This is a genomic window from Weeksella sp. HMSC059D05, assembly GCF_001809725.1.
In the GTDB taxonomy this organism is placed as follows: Bacteria; Bacteroidota; Bacteroidia; order Flavobacteriales; family Weeksellaceae; genus Weeksella; species Weeksella virosa.
The window spans coordinates 130,438-150,487 of the sequence record NZ_KV798546.1; the positions used below are offsets into that span (position 1 = coordinate 130,438).

Annotated in this window: 15 protein-coding genes and 1 riboswitch; of the genes, 6 read left to right on the forward strand and 9 right to left on the reverse strand. The window is 35.9% G+C overall.

The window, feature by feature from the left end:
- Window positions 1-32: 32 nt before the first annotated feature.
- Complete coding sequence (kbl, locus tag HMPREF2660_RS07400) at window positions 33-1,232, forward strand: glycine C-acetyltransferase (RefSeq protein ID WP_070486416.1); 1,200 nt, start codon at window positions 33-35, stop codon at window positions 1,230-1,232.
- Between the two features lie 235 nt (window positions 1,233-1,467).
- Here the strand turns inward: kbl and HMPREF2660_RS07405 are convergent, their stop codons facing one another.
- Window positions 1,468-2,889: an MFS transporter gene (locus HMPREF2660_RS07405; RefSeq protein WP_070486418.1), complete on the reverse strand. Its 1,422-nt coding sequence runs from the start codon at window positions 2,887-2,889 to the stop codon at window positions 1,468-1,470.
- Window positions 2,890-2,999: 110 nt separating this feature from the next.
- Window positions 3,000-3,713, reverse strand: coding sequence for a lipoyl(octanoyl) transferase LipB (gene lipB / locus HMPREF2660_RS07410; RefSeq protein ID WP_013599138.1), 714 nt, complete (start codon window positions 3,711-3,713; stop codon window positions 3,000-3,002).
- Window positions 3,714-3,978: 265 nt separating this feature from the next.
- Window positions 3,979-4,170: riboswitch (cobalamin riboswitch) on the forward strand.
- A gap of 104 nt (window positions 4,171-4,274) precedes the next feature.
- On the opposite strand from lipB, the gene HMPREF2660_RS07415 reads away from it, so the two are divergent.
- The 4 genes from HMPREF2660_RS07415 to HMPREF2660_RS07430 are packed head-to-tail and all read left to right on the forward strand — an operon-like array spanning window position 4,275 to window position 10,985.
- Window positions 4,275-6,302: a TonB-dependent receptor gene (locus HMPREF2660_RS07415; RefSeq protein ID WP_070486419.1), complete on the forward strand. Its 2,028-nt coding sequence runs from the start codon at window positions 4,275-4,277 to the stop codon at window positions 6,300-6,302.
- A complete protein-coding gene (locus HMPREF2660_RS07420) occupies window positions 6,299-7,432 on the forward strand; it encodes a YncE family protein (protein WP_013599140.1) in 1,134 nt (377 codons plus the stop codon). The genes HMPREF2660_RS07415 and HMPREF2660_RS07420 overlap by 4 nt, the downstream gene beginning before the upstream one ends.
- A 5-nt stretch (window positions 7,433-7,437) precedes the next feature.
- On the forward strand, window positions 7,438-8,643 hold the full coding sequence (locus HMPREF2660_RS07425; protein WP_070486421.1) for a cell surface protein: 1,206 nt from the start codon (window positions 7,438-7,440) through the stop codon (window positions 8,641-8,643).
- Window positions 8,644-8,675: 32 nt separating this feature from the next.
- On the forward strand, window positions 8,676-10,985 hold the full coding sequence (locus HMPREF2660_RS07430) for a T9SS type A sorting domain-containing protein (protein ID WP_013599142.1): 2,310 nt from the start codon (window positions 8,676-8,678) through the stop codon (window positions 10,983-10,985).
- Window positions 10,986-11,125: 140 nt separating this feature from the next.
- Here HMPREF2660_RS07430 and HMPREF2660_RS07435 read toward each other — a convergent pair whose 3' ends face one another.
- The 3 genes from HMPREF2660_RS07435 to HMPREF2660_RS07445 form a co-directional block, all read right to left on the reverse strand.
- The gene (locus tag HMPREF2660_RS07435) at window positions 11,126-12,082 is read right to left on the reverse strand and encodes an aldo/keto reductase (RefSeq protein WP_013599143.1); all 957 of its coding nucleotides are present in this window, start codon (window positions 12,080-12,082) and stop codon (window positions 11,126-11,128) included.
- A complete protein-coding gene (locus HMPREF2660_RS07440) occupies window positions 12,079-13,230 on the reverse strand; it encodes an MFS transporter (protein WP_013599144.1) in 1,152 nt (383 codons plus the stop codon). The genes HMPREF2660_RS07435 and HMPREF2660_RS07440 overlap by 4 nt, the downstream gene beginning before the upstream one ends.
- Window positions 13,231-13,431: 201 nt before the next feature.
- The gene (locus HMPREF2660_RS07445) at window positions 13,432-14,505 is read right to left on the reverse strand and encodes an NADH:flavin oxidoreductase/NADH oxidase (protein WP_070486422.1); all 1,074 of its coding nucleotides are present in this window, start codon (window positions 14,503-14,505) and stop codon (window positions 13,432-13,434) included.
- A 155-nt stretch (window positions 14,506-14,660) separates the two neighbouring features.
- Between HMPREF2660_RS07445 and HMPREF2660_RS07450 the strand changes: the two genes are divergently transcribed.
- On the forward strand, window positions 14,661-16,004 hold the full coding sequence (locus HMPREF2660_RS07450; RefSeq protein ID WP_013599146.1) for an NAD(P)/FAD-dependent oxidoreductase: 1,344 nt from the start codon (window positions 14,661-14,663) through the stop codon (window positions 16,002-16,004).
- 138 nt (window positions 16,005-16,142) lie between these two features.
- Here HMPREF2660_RS07450 and HMPREF2660_RS07455 read toward each other — a convergent pair whose 3' ends face one another.
- From HMPREF2660_RS07455 to HMPREF2660_RS07470, 4 genes are read right to left on the reverse strand one after another with little or no spacing between them, the layout of a single operon-like run.
- Complete coding sequence (locus HMPREF2660_RS07455; protein WP_013599147.1) at window positions 16,143-17,333, reverse strand: aspartate aminotransferase family protein; 1,191 nt, start codon at window positions 17,331-17,333, stop codon at window positions 16,143-16,145.
- Entirely contained in the window at window positions 17,333-17,878 is a 546-nt protein-coding gene (locus HMPREF2660_RS07460) for a hypothetical protein (protein WP_141743566.1), read from the reverse strand. The genes HMPREF2660_RS07455 and HMPREF2660_RS07460 overlap by 1 nt, the downstream gene beginning before the upstream one ends.
- Before the next feature lie 8 nt (window positions 17,879-17,886).
- Window positions 17,887-19,551, reverse strand: a complete 1,665-nt coding sequence (locus tag HMPREF2660_RS07465) for an OstA-like protein (RefSeq protein ID WP_070486426.1) — start codon at window positions 19,549-19,551, stop codon at window positions 17,887-17,889.
- Between the two features lie 3 nt (window positions 19,552-19,554).
- Window positions 19,555-20,004 carry a Fur family transcriptional regulator gene (locus HMPREF2660_RS07470; RefSeq protein ID WP_115042176.1) on the reverse strand — a complete coding sequence of 150 codons (450 nt, stop codon included), beginning with the start codon at window positions 20,002-20,004 and terminating at the stop codon, window positions 19,555-19,557.
- Window positions 20,005-20,050: the final 46 nt, after the last annotated feature.

Genomic DNA, 20,050 nt, shown 5'->3' on the forward strand with positions numbered 1-20,050 from the left:
TTTTCTATATTTGTGTATAAACAAACAGACAAATGTATAGCAAAGAATTTCAGAATTATCTTCAAACTCAATTAGACGAATTAGAAGAGCAAGGTCTTTTCAAAAAAGAACGAATCATTGCCTCTTCGCAAAGTGCAGAAATCACTTTAGAGAATGGCAAAAAGTTATTAAATTTTTGTGCTAATAATTATCTAGGACTTTCAGACAACCCGCAAGTAATAAAAGCGGCTCAAGATATTCTGGATAAACGTGGTTACGGAATGTCTTCTGTTCGTTTTATATGCGGAACTCAAGATATACACAAAGAACTAGAACAAAAGATAGCAAATTATTTAGGGACCGAAGATACAATATTGTATGCAGCAGCTTTTGATGCCAATGGAGGAGTTTTCGAACCTTTGTTTACGGATGAAGACGCCATATTTTCTGACGAACTCAACCATGCGTCTATTATCGATGGTGTACGCCTTAGCAAAGCTGCCCGCTATCGTTATAAAAACAATGATATGGGTGACTTAGAAGAAAAACTAAAAGAAGCTTCAGCAAAAAATCACCGTTTCAAAATCATTGTAACAGATGGTGTTTTCTCTATGGACGGTATAGTTGCCAACCTAAAAGGAGTGTGTGATTTGGCAGAGAAATACAATGCGTTGGTTATGGTAGATGATTCGCATGCTACTGGTTTCTTGGGAAAAACTGGTCGCGGTACACATGAATACTGCGAGGTTATGGATCGTGTAGACATTATTACTTCTACACTTGGAAAAGCTTTAGGCGGTGCAATGGGTGGTTTTACTTCTGGAAAAAAAGAAATTATCGAGCTCTTGCGCCAACGTTCTCGTCCGTATCTTTTCTCAAATTCTCTTGCGCCAGGTATTGTAGGTGCAGCACTAGAAGTTCTATCTATGCTAGAAAAAGACAATACTCTGCGCGATAAACTAATGTGGAATGCAGAATATTTCCGCAAAGAAATGGTAGAAGCTGGTTTCGATATCCCTGAGGGTGATGCTGCAATTGTTCCTGTTATGTTGTACGATGCAAAACTTTCTCAAATTATGGCCGACAAACTTTTAGAAGAAGGTGTGTATGTTATCGGGTTCTTTTACCCAGTTGTACCTAGAGACAAAGCGAGAATTCGTGTTCAGCTATCGGCAGCTCATACCAAAGATCAACTAGATCATACGATTGCTGCTTTCATTAAAGTAGGAAAAGAATTAGGTGTGATAAAATAATTTTTTATCGTTGATGAGCTATTATAGTAAGTTATAATCAAAAAAAAATCCACTTCACTTGAAGTGGATTTTTTTTAAACGTATTTTTCTGAAAAATCAGTACTATAGTTTTTACCTAAAAATTATAATAGAAAGTATATACTAAAATTATTGTTAATTAATTTACCGGTAATTTTCTATTTTAAATATTAAATCAACCAATAAAAAATAAATATATATCCTGCTCAAAAACTGCTTATTTGTTTTCAAATACAATATTTTGTTTTGCTAATATTTTTTGTCCTAGAATAGAATAAGCTATCAAATATCCAAAACATACTACACCAACGATATACGAGAAATGAATACTTATCGCATCGGCCAATAAACCTTGCAAGTAACTAATGATTCCACCTCCCATAATCATCATGATTAATAAACTACTTCCTTGACTGGTGTTTTTTCCTAAGCCCGCAATCGCAATCGTGAAAATACACGGCCAAAGCGTACTACAAAATAGCCCTACACTAGAAAATGCATAGACACTTACCATGCCGGTAGATAGCATCCCGGTAATGATCGCTAATGCACCAAAACATGAGAAAATAAACAGCATACGAACTGGATTTCCCTTGGTAAGTAAGTCGGCAATAATTAGCACAAGAATAATCAAAGCATAGATATAGAAGGGTTGTAGGTCGTGGTTACCAATATAGTTCACCAATAAGAATACAGCAAACGCTAAGTAAGGAGCAATAAGTTTTATATATTTTTCGACCGATTTCTTCAGGCTGAAAGCTTCTACAGCCCCTGACCATCGCCCAATCATCATGCTGGCCCAATAAAGAGAAACGTATGGTGCAACTTCGTGTATTTTAAAACCTAAATCTTTGTGTATATATTCTGGTAAATTACTAACTGTTGATACTTCTACCCCAACATAAAGAAAAATTGCAATCATGCCTAACCAAAGCTGTGGATAAGAAAGAGCAGATTTTCGATCTTGATGGGATTTTTTTGTATCATCTTCTTCAATAATTTGCGGCTTATCTGGTAGTTTAGAAAATTTAAGAAAAATTGCGACAACCAGAAACAAAACTCCAATAATCAGATAAGGATTTTTCACTGTTTCTAACGCAACATGGTGGGTAGAATTTTCGTTTATCGAACCAAAAATAGCAAAAGAAACAATCAGAGGTCCTATCGTTGTACCAAAATTATTAACTCCGCCTGCTAAGGTTAAACGTTGAGATCCTCTTTGAGGGTCACCTAAAGCAATCGCTAAAGGATTGGCAACAGTTTGCTGCAAAGAAAAGCCTAATCCTACAATGAATAAACCACTTAGCATTAGCGAATAAGAATGCAAATTGGCTGCTGGAATAAAAAGCAAGGTTCCTAGAGCAGAGATGAATAAACCGATGGCTAAACTATTTTTGTATCCTAATCGATTAATTAGATCTTTACCCATGAGTGCCGAAATCCCTAAATAGATTAGCGAACCCACTGTATAGGCAATATAAAAAGCTAGAGATACTAATTGACTTTGCCCCTGTGTGAGTTGAAATGCTTCTTTAAAAACGGGTATTAATATATCATTACTTGCTGCAATAAAACCCCAAAAGAAAAATACAGAAACCAATGGTATGAATTGACTCCAAATTGTTTTTTGATTACTCATGTGCTTTTTATTATAAGGATAAAAACCAAACCCTAAATGAAATATTCTGTGCTTAGCTTTCTAAATGTAACTAGAAAATGACAATTTGTAAAATACAATCTTCTTTTCTTTTATTTTAATTCAATATCAAACACCTCAATGAACTGATTTCGAACAACTTCTTTTACCTCTTCCATATCCAGTATTCGGTTGAGTTCTTGTTCTAGTGATGCCACTGCTTTGTCTTTTATTCCGCACGGGATAATGTATTCGAAATAACGCAAATCGGTGTTCACATTCAGAGCAAAACCGTGCATCGTAACCCATCGAGAAGCTTTCACACCCATTGCACAAATTTTTCTTGCATAAGGTTTTCCTACATCCAACCAAACGCCTGTCTCACCTTTCGATCGTTCTCCGTGTAAACCATAATGCGCCAATGTTTGTATGATAACTTGCTCTAAATTACGCATATACAAATGTATATCTGGTTTGAATTGATCCAAATCGAATATTGGATAGCCAACCAATTGCTCTGGGCCATGATAGGTAATATCACCGCCTCGATTGGTCCTTACAAATGTCGCATGTATATGTTGTAATTGATCTTGATTGGCCAACATATTTTCTATATGTCCACTTTTTCCTAACGTGTAAACATGCGGATGTTCGACAAATAACAAGTGATTTTTTGGGGTTTTGAATTCTGTTTTCCCTTCCTTTTCTTGTGCTCGATTGTATTGCTTGACACCAACACTTTCGGCTAATAAGGCTTCTTGAAGATCCCAAACTTCTTGATAATCCCTATCTTTTCCTAAATCTTGAAAATATACCGTTTTTTTCATGCTCAAATTGTATTGTAGAGTCTGCAAATAAAAATAATCTACAACACGCAAAACTACAATAAAATAAAGACTTCTTACTGATGTAATTTTGGTAGAATGAAATCTATTTCGATTTTATACTATCTAACAACTGCATATTGCATAAATATAAGAAGATTTTCACCTTATATATTGTTCGACAGCTACAAATCAATAGCACTAACAAATAACGTTAACGGTGAAAAATCTAGTATTTTGCGCTAAAAAAGTATACAAAATAATTTTGTACATTTGAGAAAAATTTGGTGCGAATAGAAATATTCGGTAACAGGGAATCAGGTGTAAATCCTGAACAGACCCGCTGCTGTAAGCTCCACAAAAACTTTTCTTAGAGCCAATATTCACTGTAGTATACTATGGGAAGAATTACTAAGAAATGGAGTAAGTCAGAAGACCTACCAAATACAATAGTACAATAGTTAATAGCTTTCGGGGACTAAAGCGTGAAGAACATTTTGATTAGGATAGTATATATTATCCCGACTACTTCATATTATTCTCGTGAGCGCATTATGGAGCTAGATGAGAAATTTCTATAGAAAAATACTATATTTAGTGGCTTTCCTACCCTTCTTTTCTTGGCTTTTTGCACAAGAAAACGATACAGTTGTACAGCTAAAACATGTCAACATACAAGCGTACCCATACAAAGAAGTTTCGCCAGCACAAATTCTCAAAGGAGAAGAATTACAACAACTTAATAGTCATAATGTTGCCGATGCACTACGTTATTTTTCTGGGGTACAAATCAAAGATTATGGTGGAATCGGTGGGCTAAAAACCGTCAATATTCGTAGCATGGGGTCACAACATGTTGGTGTTTTTTACGATGGGATACAACTAGGGAATGCACAAAACGGTACCGTAGATTTAGGTCGATTTTCATTGGATGATATGGAAATGATTTCTTTATACAATGGCCAAAAAAGTCAAATCTTTCAATCGGCAAAAGATTTTGGATCTGCAGGCTCTATTTACCTCAACACCAAAAAACCAACATTTATTGCTAATAAAAAAACCAACCTAAAAGTAGGGTATAAATTAGGAAGCATTCAATTGATAAACCCATCAATTCGGATAGAACATAAAATATCTCCTACACTATCAGCTGCTTTGAGTAGCGAATTGATTAAATCGAACGGAATTTATTCTTTTCGTTATCGTAGAACCGATCAACAAGGAAATCTTTTATGGTCTGAAAAATGGAAACGCCGTGATGCAAGCATCGAAGCAAAACGACTAGAGGCAACTGTTTTCGGGAAAGTAGAAAATGGTTTGTGGGATCTAAAATCCTATAATTATCTTTCTGATCGAGAAATCCCAGGAGCGGTGGTCAAAGGACATGATGAAATTCTTACAGGTCCAACCCTTACCGATCGAAACCATTATATACAAGGGAACTTCCAAAAGAAATGGACAGGATTTGAGACTCATTTTCGTGGAAAGTTCGCTTACGATTACACCCATTATGTAACGCGAGATACTACACGATTGATGCTAGACAACACCTATGTGCAACGAGAAATATATGCATCAACGAGTAATTTATACCGAATAAACCCACAATGGGATATAAGTTTTGCCTACGATTTTCAGTACAACACTTTATCGGCCAATTTGCGTGACTTCTCCTATCCTACCCGATATTCTAATTTATTTGCTTTGGCAACAGCCTATCAAAACAAGCACCTCAAAGCACAAGCAAGTTTATTGGGGACTTTTGTTCAAGAGAGCGTGAAAAAAAATGCTGCCGCACCGGATAAAAACATTTGGACACCTGCTTTATTTCTTAGTTATCAACCATTTCTAGATAAAGACTTTCATTTGAGAGCTTTTTATAAAAAAATATTCAGGATGCCAACCTTCAACGATTTGTATTATACCGAAATCGGCTATACACTTCTCAAACCCGAATATACTACGCAATACAATCTAGGATTGGCTTACAACTTATCAACAAGTTCTGGTTGGATGAAAAACCTATCGACCAAACTAGACGTTTATTACAATGAGGTGAAAGATAAAATAGTAGCAATGCCTGGCAACAACAATTTCCGTTGGATGATGGTTAATTTAGGAGAGGTGAGAATTAAAGGTTTAGACGCTAATGTAAAAACCGACTTCAGGTTCCGTGCTGTAGATGTTTCTACTTTACTTACATACACTTTTCAGAAAGCGCAAGATTATACATATGAGACCGACCTCAATGGCAATTCGTACCCAAGTGCCTTGTACAAGGATCAGATTCCATACACACCCAAACATTCTGGCTCTGCAGTAGTTAGTTCCGCTTACCAAAATTGGCGTTTGAATTATAGTTTTATCTATGTCGGAAAACGATATAACTCGCTACGCAACAATATCAAGATTAATGAAGTAAACCCCTGGTTTACACATGATATATCAGTCCAGAAAGATTTTAAAATAAACAATTATCAACTACGGTTAATGGTCGAGGTACAAAATTTACTCAATCAACAATACGAAGTGGTTATATATTACCCAATGCCAGGCACCAATGTTCGATTTACAATACAACTAGAGTTATGAGAAAAATAAGTATACTTTTTTCTGTTATTATCCTCGGCTTTTCTTCTTGTTCGCAAGACGATTCTATTGATCAGGTAGAAATAGAGACAACAGGAATTCAACCCGAAAACACTAATATTAAAGGGTTTTATCTGCTAAACGAGGGAAACATGGGAACCAATCGAGCCTCAATTGATTTTTTGGATTATGAAAAAGGACAATACCAACGTAATATTTACGCAACTGCCAACCCGACAATCGTAAAAGAATTGGGCGATGTAGGAAATGACATAAAAATTTACGGTAATCGATTGTATGCCGTTATCAATGTATCAAACTACATAGAAGTGATGGATGCAAAAACGGCAAAACATATCGGTTCTATTCCTGTAAACAATGTACGTTACATCACTTTCGACAAAGGAAAAGCTTATGCAAGTTCGTATGCCGGACCAGTGGAAATTAGTGAAAATGCACCCATCGGTAAAGTTGTAGAAATTGACACAGCATCGTTGGCCATTACACGAGAAGTAACAGTTGGCTACCAACCAGACGAATTGGTCGTGGTTGGTAATAAATTGTTTGTAGCCAATTCGGGTGGATACCGTGTGCCAAATTACGACAAAACTGTTTCGGTTGTTGATTTGGCGAGTTTTAAAGAGGAGAAAAAAATCGATGTAGCAATTAATCTGCATCATATCAAAAAAGATCAAGAAAATGATTTGTATGTTTCTTCGCGCGGAGATTATTATAATATTCCATCGAATTTATTTGTGTTGGATTCTAAAACCCATCAGATCAAAAAAAACTTCAATATCCCGGTTACCAATTTTACCATTGTAGATGATTTTCTGTATTACTACGCCAATGAATTTAATTACAATACCTACAAATGGACCAGATCATATGGAGTAATCAATACCAAAACAGAAGAAATTGTCAATCAATACTTAATCAAAGATCCAATAATCGATAAAATAAAAACACCTTATGGGATTGCTGTAAATCCGACAACAAAAGATATTTACCTCACCGACGCAGGTGATTATGTATCGACAGGATATGTTTATGCTTTTGATAAAAACGGAAAATTCAAATGGAAAGTTGCTGCCGGAAATATCCCTGCACACTTTGTCTTTTTATATAAATAACAACTATGAATAAGAAATACCTTTTATATACATTTTTACCAATTATCCTGCTACAACTACAAAGTTGCTCATCGGATGATTCGAATATAGAAAATCTAGAAATATTACAACTCAAAGATTCTTATACCGGTAATCGTTTGACGATTATCGACATAGAACCAATCGGAAAAGCTACCGAAAACACCATTTTCACATGGCGCATGAACGATTCTGTTCTTGCAAACACCAAACAGTTAGCGTTTATCAGCGATAAAGTAGGAAAGTATAAAGTAGATTTAGAAATAAAAACTCCACAAACCTCTAAAGTCCTTTCCACCAATATTATCGTACAACAAGAAAGCAAACCGTATAGCAAATACATTGCAAAAGTATATGACTATGCACCTGCCGTAGGACAATTTACCAATGTATATCCTGCTTATGAAACAGGAGATACGAAAGAAAAAATGATCGAAAAAGCCTCTAAAGCAATTGTTGGCTCACAAACCTCTCTACTTACTTTGGGCGGTTTTGGAGGTTATGTGGTTTTTGGGTTTGATCATACAATAATGAATAAACCCAACGTGCGAGATTTCAAAATCCTAGGAAATGCATTTTGGGGCGATGCTGCAGAGGAAGCTCGTGCAGGCTCTTGTGAACCAGGTATTATCATGGTTGCTTATGATAAAAACAAAAACGGTAAACCAGATGAGGACGAATGGTATGAAATTGCTGGCAGCGAATACCATAATCCATCTACCATAAAAAATTATTCGATAACCTATTATAAACCCGAAGCCAATCACACACCAACTCCGGGACCAAATGGTTGGGATATGGATATTCGATATATAAGATGGGAAGATAATCAAGGAAATACTGGATATAAAACTCAAAATATTTTCAACACACAAGCCTATTATCCCTTATGGATTCCAGCCAAATCAATTACTTTTTCGGGCACTCGATTACCAGATAACTTCTACGATCAGAGCGGTGTAGGAAATTATTGGGTTGGCCGCTCTTATGCATATGGTTACGCAGATAATGCACCTAATAACGACGAAGCTTCTAATATCGACATCTCTTGGGCGGTGGACAAAAACGGAAATTATGTGCATTTACCTGGGATAGATTTCATCAAAGTTTACACAGGCATCAATCAAGAAGCAGGTTGGCTGGGTGAAGTTTCTACCGAAATTATAGGCGCTTATGATTTACATCTCAATTAAAAAAATAATTCATAATTAATTAAATAATTCTCATGAGAAAACTCTATCTCTTAGTAGTCTTGTTTCTTACTATTTCGGTAGGATTACAAGCACAAGTAAAAGTGCAAGGCATCTTGCGCAATGACCTGAAGAAGCCTGAAGTATTACAAAAAGCGGGCGATCCTTCTTTTACCTTTGATGATATCCAATACTGGATAGGCGAAGGAAGTAAAAAAGCCGCCATGGTTGTACAATGGAACGATAACAAAAATCCTGAAGCGATGGTTTGGGGTTACCGTTTTGATGGTGAAAAATTTGGGATAGACATGATTTTAGAAATCGCTAAAGTAGATCCACGTTTCTATGTTCTCGCCTACGAAGGCACGCAATACGGAACAGCAATCGGAGGTTTTGGATACGATTGGGATAATGCAGGAACACGCGCTTTAGTAAAAAACAACAACACCACATATCCTTACTATCCAATCGACGGAAAAGTGTTGACCAATGATTATGATTTCGATGATTGGACTGCTTTCGATCCAAACGATCGCTGGTATTCTGGCTGGTTTTCAAAAGGATTCTGGTCATATTGGGTAAAAGATTCAGCTGATGAAGACTTTGCATTCTCTGGACTTGGAGCAAGTAGCAGAAAATTAGAAGATGGTTCATGGGATGGATGGTCATTCTCTGTTGAATTCCAAAGTTTTCCTATGGCAGATAAATTTACTGCTGCAGAACCAAACGCAGAAGAACCAATAGATTTTACCAAAGGCTACTTCATTGTTAATGAAGAATGGTTTGGACACACCAATGGATCGGTGAATTTTATCGATGAAAATGATCAAGTACATTACCGAGTATATAGCGATAGAAATAATAACGAAGCTTTTGGTGCAACAACACAATTCGGGACAATCTATGGTGACAAATTTTACTTTGTCTCTAAACAAGCTGCTGATGCTGGGGATACCAATTATACACCAGGCGGTAGATTGGTTGTAGCAGATGCCAAAACAATGGAAAAAATTGCAAGTTTTGATGATATTGGCGGTGGTGATGGTCGTTCGTTTTTAGGTGTTAATCCCAAAACAGCTTATATCGCAAGCTCTAATGGTGTTTTCTTATTCGACATCGAAAACATGAAAGTTGGCGAAATTATCGAAGGAACAGGAGGTGGAAGCACATATTCTGGGCAAGTAGGAAATCTTATCCGTACCAAAAAATATGTCTTTGCTGTAAAACAAAATACGGGAATTTTGGTAATCGATCCTATTACTCATACTTTAGTGCAAACGATAGAAGGTAACTTCCATTCGGTTGTTCAGGCCCAAGATGGTAAAGTTTGGGGAGCATTGGACAATAGTTTAGTAGCTATCGACCAATTTAGTTTAGAAACTTCTACAATCGATTTACCAGAAAATATTTCTATCCCGAATTCTTGGGGAGCTTGGAATGCAGGAAGCTTCACAGCAAGTGCAAAAGAAAACAATCTATACTTCTTCCCTGGTAAGGGCTGGTCGGTTAGTCCTAATTTAGTGAAATTTGATGCATCAACACATACTTTTGATCCTGATTTTATTATAATTCCTGGGCAAGATGAAACTTATAAACAAATACCTTACGGAGCTGGAGTACGTGTGCACCCCAAAACAGATGAAATCATCATTACCACTACCGAAAGCGGCTATGGTGCTCATTACCAAAAAAATTGGGTTCATCGATATAGTTCGAATGGTGAATTAGTGAAAACAATCCAAATGAATGATTACTACTGGTTCCCTGCTGTAACCGTTTTCCCAGATACTGAAGCACCTAAAGTAGAAGGCTTGGAAAATAATTACACTGTAGAAGACAATTTAATTATTAATCTTAATGAATTGGTTAGTGACGAGGACAACCTAGATGCGGCAATTGTCATCAATATGGACATCCTACAAGATGATGATCTTGCAACGATTGAGCTTTCTGATGAAGGAATTCTTAGCGTATCGCTTAATGCAGACAAAGAAAAAAGCAATACACAGAAAACCCCAATAGAAGCTACAGGAGAAATAAAAATTCGCTTAGATTTCGAATCGAACGGATTGGTAACAGAGCATTTTATCGATTTTACGATCAATAAACTAGGTCTAAACTCAGTAGAAAAATCACAATTTATCCTGTATCCAAACCCAACATCGGAAGCAATATTTATAGATGCCAAAGAAGTTGCCGAACTGAAAATTTATTCGATTCTTGGACAAGAAGTAATGGCACAAAAATTACAGCTTGGTAAAAATACTGTGCGGATGAATACCTTACCGAAAGGAACGTATATTTTCCATTTCGGAAATGAAACTAAAAAAGTAATAAAAAAATAAATCCTTAATCAGATTTATATCCATTTAATAGTTTTATCAACAGCACTTTCAGATCGAAAGTGCTGTTTTTTTTAGTATAAATTGTAGAATTGAAAAGAATTGTCTCCTATGAAATTTATAATTCATTCTACCAAACATTGCTAATTCGGTCTACTTATATCGGTTAACCATTTAAGGTCTTCTGTACTCATTTGCAATTCTGCAGCTTCTACAAAACTACTAATGTGCGTACTTTTAGTTGCCGAAGCAATCGGGGCAATAATTGTTTTCTGATTCATCAGCCAATGCAACGCAACAGCCGAAAGCGAAACTTGGTACTTTTGAGCCAAAACATCCAATCCTTCTAGAATAGAAAATCCTCTTGGAGTGAGATATTTCTCGATATCTTTACCACGAACACTTTTGCCTAAATCGTCTATTGATCGGTATTTACCACTCAAGAAACCACTTGCCAAAGAGTAATACGGTATTACTCCCAACTGCAATTTATCACACATTGGTTCTAAAAATTCTTCGAATTTCTGACGATCGAATAAATTATATTCTGGTTGCAAAGTTGCATACTTTGGGAGGTTATATTTTTCTGCTTTATCTAAACTTTCTTTGAGTCGGATTGCAGTTATGTTCGATGCGCCAATGTAGCGAACCTTACCTTCTTTTATCAATTTATCATAAGCAGAAAGTGTCTCCTCGACTGGTGTAGACTCGTCATCGTAATGTGTTTGATACAAATCTATATAATCGGTGTTGAGCCGTTTTAGGGATTCTTCTACTTCTTTTAAAATATGTTCTTTTTGGGTATTGGGATGTTTTTGGATGAAATTTCGTCCACCTACTTTGGTTGCAATAATCACTTGATCGCGATTAGCACGAGTTTTTAGCCATTCGCCAATAATATGTTCGGATTCTGTACCGACATTTCCTTCGACCCAGTACGAATAGTTATTTGCAGTATCAATCATATTAAAACCACGATCGACAAATTCATCTAATATTGTAAAAGATTCTTCTTTGTCGAGTGTCCAACCAAAGACATTTCCACCGAAGATAATTGGTGCAGTTTGTAAATCGGTATTTCCTAGATGTTTTTTTATCATGATAATTTTTTATTTAAAATTAGAAATAAGGTAGCAATTAATGCTCCTGTAATAGCCATTATTGCACCAACAATCAGAGGAGATGAAAAACCATATCCCCAAATGATGGGTAAACCTCCTAAATAAGCACCTAAAGCATTTCCTAAATTAAAACTTGCTTGACCAGCTGAAGCGGCCAAAGTCTCTGATTCTCTAGCATTATCGATAAGCATCATTTGTATTGGTGAGCCTATCGTAAAGGCTATTAAACCGGTGAAAAAAGCTAGAAAATAGTTTAAAAAAGGAATTTTAACAAAGAAAAAATTAATAATGAGAATTATACACATTGCAACAAAGCTCATAATAGTAGCTTTATTTGGAGAGTATTTATCGGCCAAACGACCACCAATTAAATTACCTACAAACATTCCCAATCCTACCAAAACCATAATTATCGGAACTTGAGTAATTGATAAATTCCCTACATTGGTCACCAGCGGAGAAATATAACTTATCCATGCAAATAAACCTGCTGTACCAATAGAAATCATCGCTATCAAAATCCAAGCTTTCCAAGTTCTAAAAAATTGCAATTGTTTGTTTAATGATACTTCTGTATTAGGTTGTATTTTGGGAACCCAAGCTACAATAGCAAGAATGGATAATAAGCCAATTGATGCAATTAGTAGAAATGATACTCTCCATGATAAATTCTGCCCTATGAATGTGCCAATCGGCACGCCAAATAAATTGGCCAACGTCAGACCTGCAAACATATAAGAGATATAAGTTGCTTCTTTCCCTTTAGGAGCAAGAAATGTTGCTACAACTGTTCCTACACCGAAATAGGCTCCATGGGGTAAGCCGGTGAGAAAACGAGCTATTAACAGTGTTGAGTAATTGGGCGCTAGAGCAAAGGCAATGTTGAATAGAGTAAAAAGAATCATAAAAAACACTAAAATATCTTTAGGAGATTTTTTACTTGTCAACATTACTAGAATTGGTGCGCCTACAAATACTCCCAAAGCATAAATAGAAATAAAATGACCTGCTTCGGGAATGCTAATTTGTAAATCTTTTGCCAAATCTTCGAGTACCCCCATCATGGTAAATTCGGTCATCCCAATACCGAGTGCTCCAATTGCTAGGGCCAATATGCTTTTATACATAGATTTATTTTCTTAACCAAAAGTTAAATCATTATATATTAATTGAATGTAGTACAGTATACTAGTATCCAATAAGTTAATATTCAAACCAACAAAAGAATCTATTTTAGTAGTAAGAATCTAACAAAATATCCAACCAAAGAACATAAAATAGATTAGTTACCTGAAAAAAATAATTTTTCTTAGATGATTCTTTTTTCTTTATTTCTGATTTTTCGCACGTAGATATTGTTTAGGCCAATCGACCGTTGCACCCAAAATATCGGCAGCTTGTATCGGGAAATACGGATTACGCAAAAGCTCTCTACCCATCATCACAATATCTGCTTTATTTTCTTGTAATATGTCTTCTGCTTGTTCTGCTTCATCTATCAAACCGACACATGCCGTTAGAATTGAAGTCGATTTTTTTATTGCTTCTGCAAAAGGAACTTGATAATTTTTCTCAACTTTTATTTTTTGTTCGTGAACTGCACCTCCACTAGAGACATCAATAACCTCGACTCCATATTCTGGTAAAATTTTCGCCAACTCTATCGATTGATGCAAGTCCCAACCTCCTTCTGCCCAATCGGTTGCCGATATACGAACCCATAGAGATTGTGTACTCAATTCTTTTTTAACAGCTTCTAAAATCTCTAACAAAAATCGAATCCTATTTTCGAAACTACCGCCATATTCATCGGAGCGGAAATTAACTAATGGTGACAAGAATTGATGAATCAAATACCCATGTGCTGCATGAATTTCTATAATTTCGTACCCAGCTTCTACAGCACGTCTAGCTGCATCTGTAAAATATTGCACCAACTCTTTTATTTGAGGGGTAGATAATTCGACCGGAGGGTAGTCATTTTTATAAAAAGGAACTCCTGAAGGCGCTACTGTTTGCCAACCATTTTTATCGTTTGGTGTTAGTTGTTTTACATCTTTCCATGGTAATTCTGAACTTGCTTTTCTACCTGCATGTGCTAACTGAATACCAGCAATAGCATCGTGTTTTTTGATAAAAGAAGTAATTCCTTTTAAATTTTCTACTTGTGCATCCGACCACAAGCCTAAGTCGGCATAAGAAATTCTACCTTCGGGTGTAATTGCCGTCGCTTCTTGGATAATTGCAGCTGCTCCACCTACTGCTCTACTCCCCAAATGCACTAAATGCCAAGGAGTTGCAAAACCATCAACAGCCGAATATTGACACATAGGTGAAACTACTATACGGTTTTTGAGGGTGAGTTGAGCGTTTATTTTAATAGACGTAAATAATTTAGACATATTAATTAATTAAATATTGTATTTACCATTAAAAACCAACAAACTTCATGCAAAATTTCAATATATCCATAAATTTTATAAAATTAATTATGATTTTGAAATAGTTTTTATAGAAGGAAATTATTAGTAATTTTGTAATAAAATTTAAGGGTAAAATGGAAAAGAAAAAAATAGTGATTATTGGTGCTGGATTTGCTGGTCTACGTTTAGCAAGGAAACTCAACAATCATCCAAAGTATTCGGTAACACTTATAGATCGGTACAACTTTCATCAATTCCAACCCTTGTTCTATCAAGTAGCAACGGCAAGAATAGAACCCTCGAGCATATCGTTTCCACTTCGAAAAATATTTCAGAAAAGTAAAAATGTTTCGGTACGTTTAACCAAAGTACTCAATATCAACCGTGAAAAAAATGAAGTTGAAACTACAATTGGTAATTTCTCGTACGATTATTTGGTAGTGGCAACAGGTTGTACAACAAATTTCTTTGGTAATGAAAAAATTGCAGAGAACGCTTTCCCAATGAAATCTACTTATGAAGCCATTACCATTCAAAACAGATTATTAACCAACTTCGAAAGTGCATATTCATCTACACCAGATGAATTAGAAGAAATCTTAAACATTGTGGTTGTGGGTGGTGGACCAACGGGAGTTGAATTATCGGGTTCTATCATCGAACTCAAAACCCATATCCTACCAAAAGATTATCCAGATATGGATTTTTCTAAGTTACAAGTTTATTTGTTAGAAGGTAGTCCAACGCTTTTAGGTCCGATGTCGAAAGAATCACAACAAAAATCGCAAGAGTTCTTAGAGAGCATGGGTGTAAATGTTTGGACTAATGCACGCGTTACCGATTATGACGGTCATGTAATTGAGCTTACCGATGGACGAAAAATAAAAACCCGAAATCTAATATGGGCTGCGGGAGTAACAGGAAATGCACCTAGCGGAATCATTGAACAAGAGAAAATGCAACGCGGAAATAGAATTCCGGTCGACCGTTTGAATCGTGTTTTGGGTGAAAAAAACATATTTGCCATTGGAGATATTGCTTACATGGAAACACCAAAATACCCAAATGGACATCCTCAATTAGCTAATGTAGCAATAAATCAAGCTCTTAATTTGGCTAGAAATTTCGATCGATTCGCAAAAGGTGTTACGCCCGATCAAATGGAACTTTTTGAATATAAAGATCCGGGTTCGATGGCTACGGTAGGGAAAAACAAAGCCGTAGTAGATTTGCCAAAACTTTCTTTCCAAGGTAGGATTGCATGGTTTGTTTGGATGTTTTTACACTTGATGTTGATTTTGAGTGTGCGCAATAAATTCTTAATTTTCTGGAACTGGGCTACGGCTTATTTCACGAACGACACTACATTACGCATAATTTATCGTCCGACGAAGAAAGATTACAAAATGAACATTAAAAAGTACCGAAAATTCATTTTAAACAATGAAACGGGTAAAGTAGAAAGAGTAGAAAATTAGACAATACTTTTTTTATTTATGCACTGTTTCGAGTTTGTTTTTGAGCGTAAAAAAATATTAACAAAAAGCGTTCTGATATAATTTCAGAACGCTTTTTATCTTTAAAGTATAGGAATGAAGACGAAATTTGAATAATAATTAATCGTCTAGCTCATCCAAAACCGAGAGCAGAATTCTACAACCTTTTTCTATTTCGTCATTGGTTATATTGAGTGGTGGAGTAATTCGTAGATTTTCTATGCTGTACATGAGCCAAAACAATATTAAACCTCTATTCATACACTCTTCTGCTACCCGCAGTGCATATTCGGGTGAACTAAGTTCGGGTGCCAACATAAGTCCACGTCCATGTATCGTTTTGATTTTTGGGTGCTGAAGCATTTCTCTAAACAAATTTTCTTTTTGATCAATATCTTGCATTATAGAAGTCGTGAGTAACTCATCGAGTAGAGCATTTGCGGCAGCAGCAATTACCGGATTTCCGCCAAAAGTCGTTATGTGTCCTAACTGAGGATTTTCCTTTAACGTACTCATAATCTTGTGAGAACTCATAAATGCACCAATCGGTAAGCCATTTGCCATACCTTTCCCCATTGCAACAATATGTGGCGTCACACCATAATGTTCGAAGGCGAAGAGTTTACCTGTTCTCCCAAATCCAGGTTGAATTTCATCAAAGATCAACAAAGCACCTACTTCATCGCATCTATTTTTCAATTTTATCAAATAATCATTTTCAGGTAAACGAAATCCAGAAGCGCCACGTATTGTTTCGACAATCACACCGGCAGTTTTTGTTGTGATGTACTGCAAATCTTCCTCCCGATTAAACTCTATAAAATACACTTCGGGTAATAAAGGTCTGAATGCAGCTTTTTTACGTTCGTCTCCAGAAACACTCAACGAACCATGTGTATTACCGTGGTATGCATTACGGAAGGATACTATTTGCTGACGTCCAGTAAAACGTTTTGCCAATTTCAGTGAAGCTTCTACCGCTTCGGTACCTGAGTTTACCAAATATACTTGCTCTAAGCCTTCGGGGGTATTATCTACCAAACGTTTGCATAATTCTACAGGTTGCTCTTGTGCATACTCTCCATATACCGCTACATGCATATACCGATCGACTTGTTGTTTGATAGCGTCATTAATTTTCCGATTAGAATGCCCTAGGGTATTGACCGAAACGCCCGCAACAAAGTCTAAATATGCCTTACCGTCTTTACCGTAGATGTAAGCACCTTTGGCATAATCAACTTCGAAACCAGATGCAAAACGAGTTGTTTGTGCTTGGTATTTATAAAAATTTTCTTTTAGATTTTTCATTATTTTAATAATAAAATAACTGTTGCTAAACCTGCTGCATAGCCAGCGATGGTAAGCATATCAGATTTTCTTTTACTGAAATTTCTTGAGTACATACGATTCTGATCAATATCTTTTTTATGAAGTTTGAAGGTTTGGTTTTCTTTTCCTCTCGGATAGACCGTCAAACTATCACCGTCCCATTTCTGGACAACGACTGTATATTCGGTTTGATTTGCATACAAACGATACGTTCCAGAAGGTTTTAGATACAATTTTATGTCTCCTGCAATTCCTTTCGGTTTTTGGTTATTAATGGGTTCTTCTTTGCGTGCTTCCATTTGAACGATGGATTGCCCCTGGCTATTATCGTCTCTATAAGGATTCATCTTTAGTGCCTTTTTATTCCGATTTTCAATTGCTTTTTGTCGATTTGCAGAAGCACTATTTTCTGTAACTTTTGATGTGTCTTCTACCAAAACTTCTTGTGTAGGATCGATCAGTTGATACGTATAGCAACTTACAAGTGCAAGAAAAGAGCAAAATAAAAGTCCTTTTTTCATCATGTGTTTTTTTATTTAGTGGTTGTAGGTTTGGATAAGAAAATATCTCGCCAATGCAACATACGTTCACCTCCACGCCAATTGAATCCTTGTAAATAACGCAATTCCTCTGGAAATTCTTTTTCTGGATATAATTTTCCATTGGATTGAATTCTGCAAGCTACTATATGCAATTCACGTCCTACCAAATCGGCTTCTATCATCCCACAGGTAGAATGATTGATACCTATTCGATCTTTTATTTTGGTTTTCGGGTCTTCTTCATCCATATAAGAAAGTCCCATTGCATTGCCTTCTACACTTACATAATCTAATTGGTTGTCGAGATAATAAGCCAATATTTTTCTTCCTTTTACTTGGTTGAATTCATTGTCTTTTAGCGAATCTACCTTTGCTATAGCAAAGGCTGCCCCTACAACATGCAAGGAATCTATTTTTTCGGTTTTCGGATTGGTGTAACCATAGATAACATCACCGGTTATTTGATTTTCACCACTCCAAACAATAGGATCTTTTAGCAATTCGAGCAATCCGTTTTGTTGATTATATACCAAAGAATCTGCCTTTCCATTGATATTCGACTTATAGAACCTAGCTTGATGATAAGCTCTAACCAAACTCGTCGAATCTTTTCTTCTTACGGCAACTAACGTATCGGCATGTACATAAAAAGAATCCTTTTCAAACGCCTTCACTGCATAAGCGTTTTTGGTAACAAAAGCAGAGTCGAGTGCTTTGTAGACCTCGGCATAATCTCCTTTGATGAATCTTTTTTCCTGAGGATCATCCATCAAAATATCACCTTTTGCCCAACCAAAACCAGATTTTTCATTGTAAAAAATGGTATCACCAATCAACATTTTTCCTTCGCTAAAAACCTGAGAACGATCATATAAAAATGCTTCACCTGAAGTTTTATTAAAGGTACCATTTCGCGTAATAATATATTGGGTAGGATTTTTTCTGTTAGTAATTTTACTTTGATCTCTAAAAGTCGTTATGCCCGTGGTTTGATTATTCGACATGTTTTTAGAGAAAATCAAATAATCTTTATTGGTTATGTATACATCTGAACCAAAATCAGATGCCTTGGTATTGGTGTTGTACACAATATGACTCGACTCGATTACCGACCCATCGTTTCCGGTAACTTTTGTGAGAGTATTAGAAAAAGCAATACTAGTTTTTCGATTATACTCTATTGCACTTGTTTCTACGCGTTGATTGGGATTTATCATCACCACATCTCCTCTTGCATAGGCTATTTCTGTCGTGCGATTATAATCCATTTCGTTGGCCGTAATGGTATTTTGTGGATCTGTAAAACGTGCATTTCCTTTGGCTTTGGCAATTGTTGTATTGCCATCGTACTCCATATAATCGGCTGAAATAGTTTTTTCTTGTTCTACTACTCGAACGCGAGACCAAGCTACAAAAAAGTTTTCTTTCTGATAAAAAACCGCACTATCAGCTGTTAGTATTGTACCTTTATGATCAAATTGCACATTACCGGTGAGTATTTGATTACCTTTGAAACGATCTGGATCTCGCTCTAGTTTGTCTGCAGCAATCAATTTTAGCTTAGTTTTTCCTTCTTTATTTTTTGGGATTTGTGCCAGAGCATTTCCGACCGACAAAAAAAGGAAAAACCATAAAAATAGTGAATAGATCCGCATGGATTAATTGTTCTTTTTACCGTAAAAATACAAGGAGTGGTTTTCAATTGTAATGTCGAAAATTTCTTCGATAGTCTTTTTTATAGTTTGTATTCGTGGATCACAAAACTCTAAAACTTCGCCCGTATCGGTAAGAATAATATGGTCGTGATTTTTATCAAAATATGATTTCTCGTAATGGGCTTGCTGGTCACCAAACTGATGTTTGCGTACTAATTTGGCTTCCATCAAAAGCTCGATTGTATTGTATAAAGTTGCTCTACTTACGCGGTATTTTTTATTTTTCATCATGATATATAACATATCAATATCAAAATGATCATCGGTAAAGTAAATTTCCTCTAAAATTGCATAACGCTCGGGAGTTTTACGATGTCCATTTTCTTCTAAAAACTTGGTAAATACCTGTTTTACAATTTCGTAGTTTTTTAATTTTACTGAATCTTCCACAATCGATTAAATTTGCGTAAAGTTAAATAAAATTTCTCTAATAAAGCTA

Bases quoted from the DNA above. Each gene is read 5' to 3' on its own strand.
- HMPREF2660_RS07425 (WP_070486421.1), top strand. From the start codon at position 7,438: ATGAATAAGAAATACCTTTTATATACATTTTTACCAATTATCCTGCTA.
- HMPREF2660_RS07420 (WP_013599140.1), top strand. From the start codon at position 6,299: ATGAGAAAAATAAGTATACTTTTTTCTGTTATTATCCTCGGCTTTTCT.
- HMPREF2660_RS07460 (WP_141743566.1), bottom strand. From the start codon at position 17,878: ATGATGAAAAAAGGACTTTTATTTTGCTCTTTTCTTGCACTTGTAAGT.
- HMPREF2660_RS07430 (WP_013599142.1), top strand. From the start codon at position 8,676: ATGAGAAAACTCTATCTCTTAGTAGTCTTGTTTCTTACTATTTCGGTA.
- lipB (WP_013599138.1), bottom strand. From the start codon at position 3,713: ATGAAAAAAACGGTATATTTTCAAGATTTAGGAAAAGATAGGGATTAT.
- HMPREF2660_RS07445 (WP_070486422.1), bottom strand. From the start codon at position 14,505: ATGTCTAAATTATTTACGTCTATTAAAATAAACGCTCAACTCACCCTC.
- kbl (WP_070486416.1), top strand. From the start codon at position 33: ATGTATAGCAAAGAATTTCAGAATTATCTTCAAACTCAATTAGACGAA.
- HMPREF2660_RS07465 (WP_070486426.1), bottom strand. From the start codon at position 19,551: ATGCGGATCTATTCACTATTTTTATGGTTTTTCCTTTTTTTGTCGGTC.
- HMPREF2660_RS07405 (WP_070486418.1), bottom strand. From the start codon at position 2,889: ATGAGTAATCAAAAAACAATTTGGAGTCAATTCATACCATTGGTTTCT.
- HMPREF2660_RS07440 (WP_013599144.1), bottom strand. From the start codon at position 13,230: ATGTATAAAAGCATATTGGCCCTAGCAATTGGAGCACTCGGTATTGGG.
- HMPREF2660_RS07455 (WP_013599147.1), bottom strand. From the start codon at position 17,333: ATGAAAAATCTAAAAGAAAATTTTTATAAATACCAAGCACAAACAACT.
- HMPREF2660_RS07435 (WP_013599143.1), bottom strand. From the start codon at position 12,082: ATGATAAAAAAACATCTAGGAAATACCGATTTACAAACTGCACCAATT.
- HMPREF2660_RS07415 (WP_070486419.1), top strand. From the start codon at position 4,275: ATGAGAAATTTCTATAGAAAAATACTATATTTAGTGGCTTTCCTACCC.
- HMPREF2660_RS07450 (WP_013599146.1), top strand. From the start codon at position 14,661: ATGGAAAAGAAAAAAATAGTGATTATTGGTGCTGGATTTGCTGGTCTA.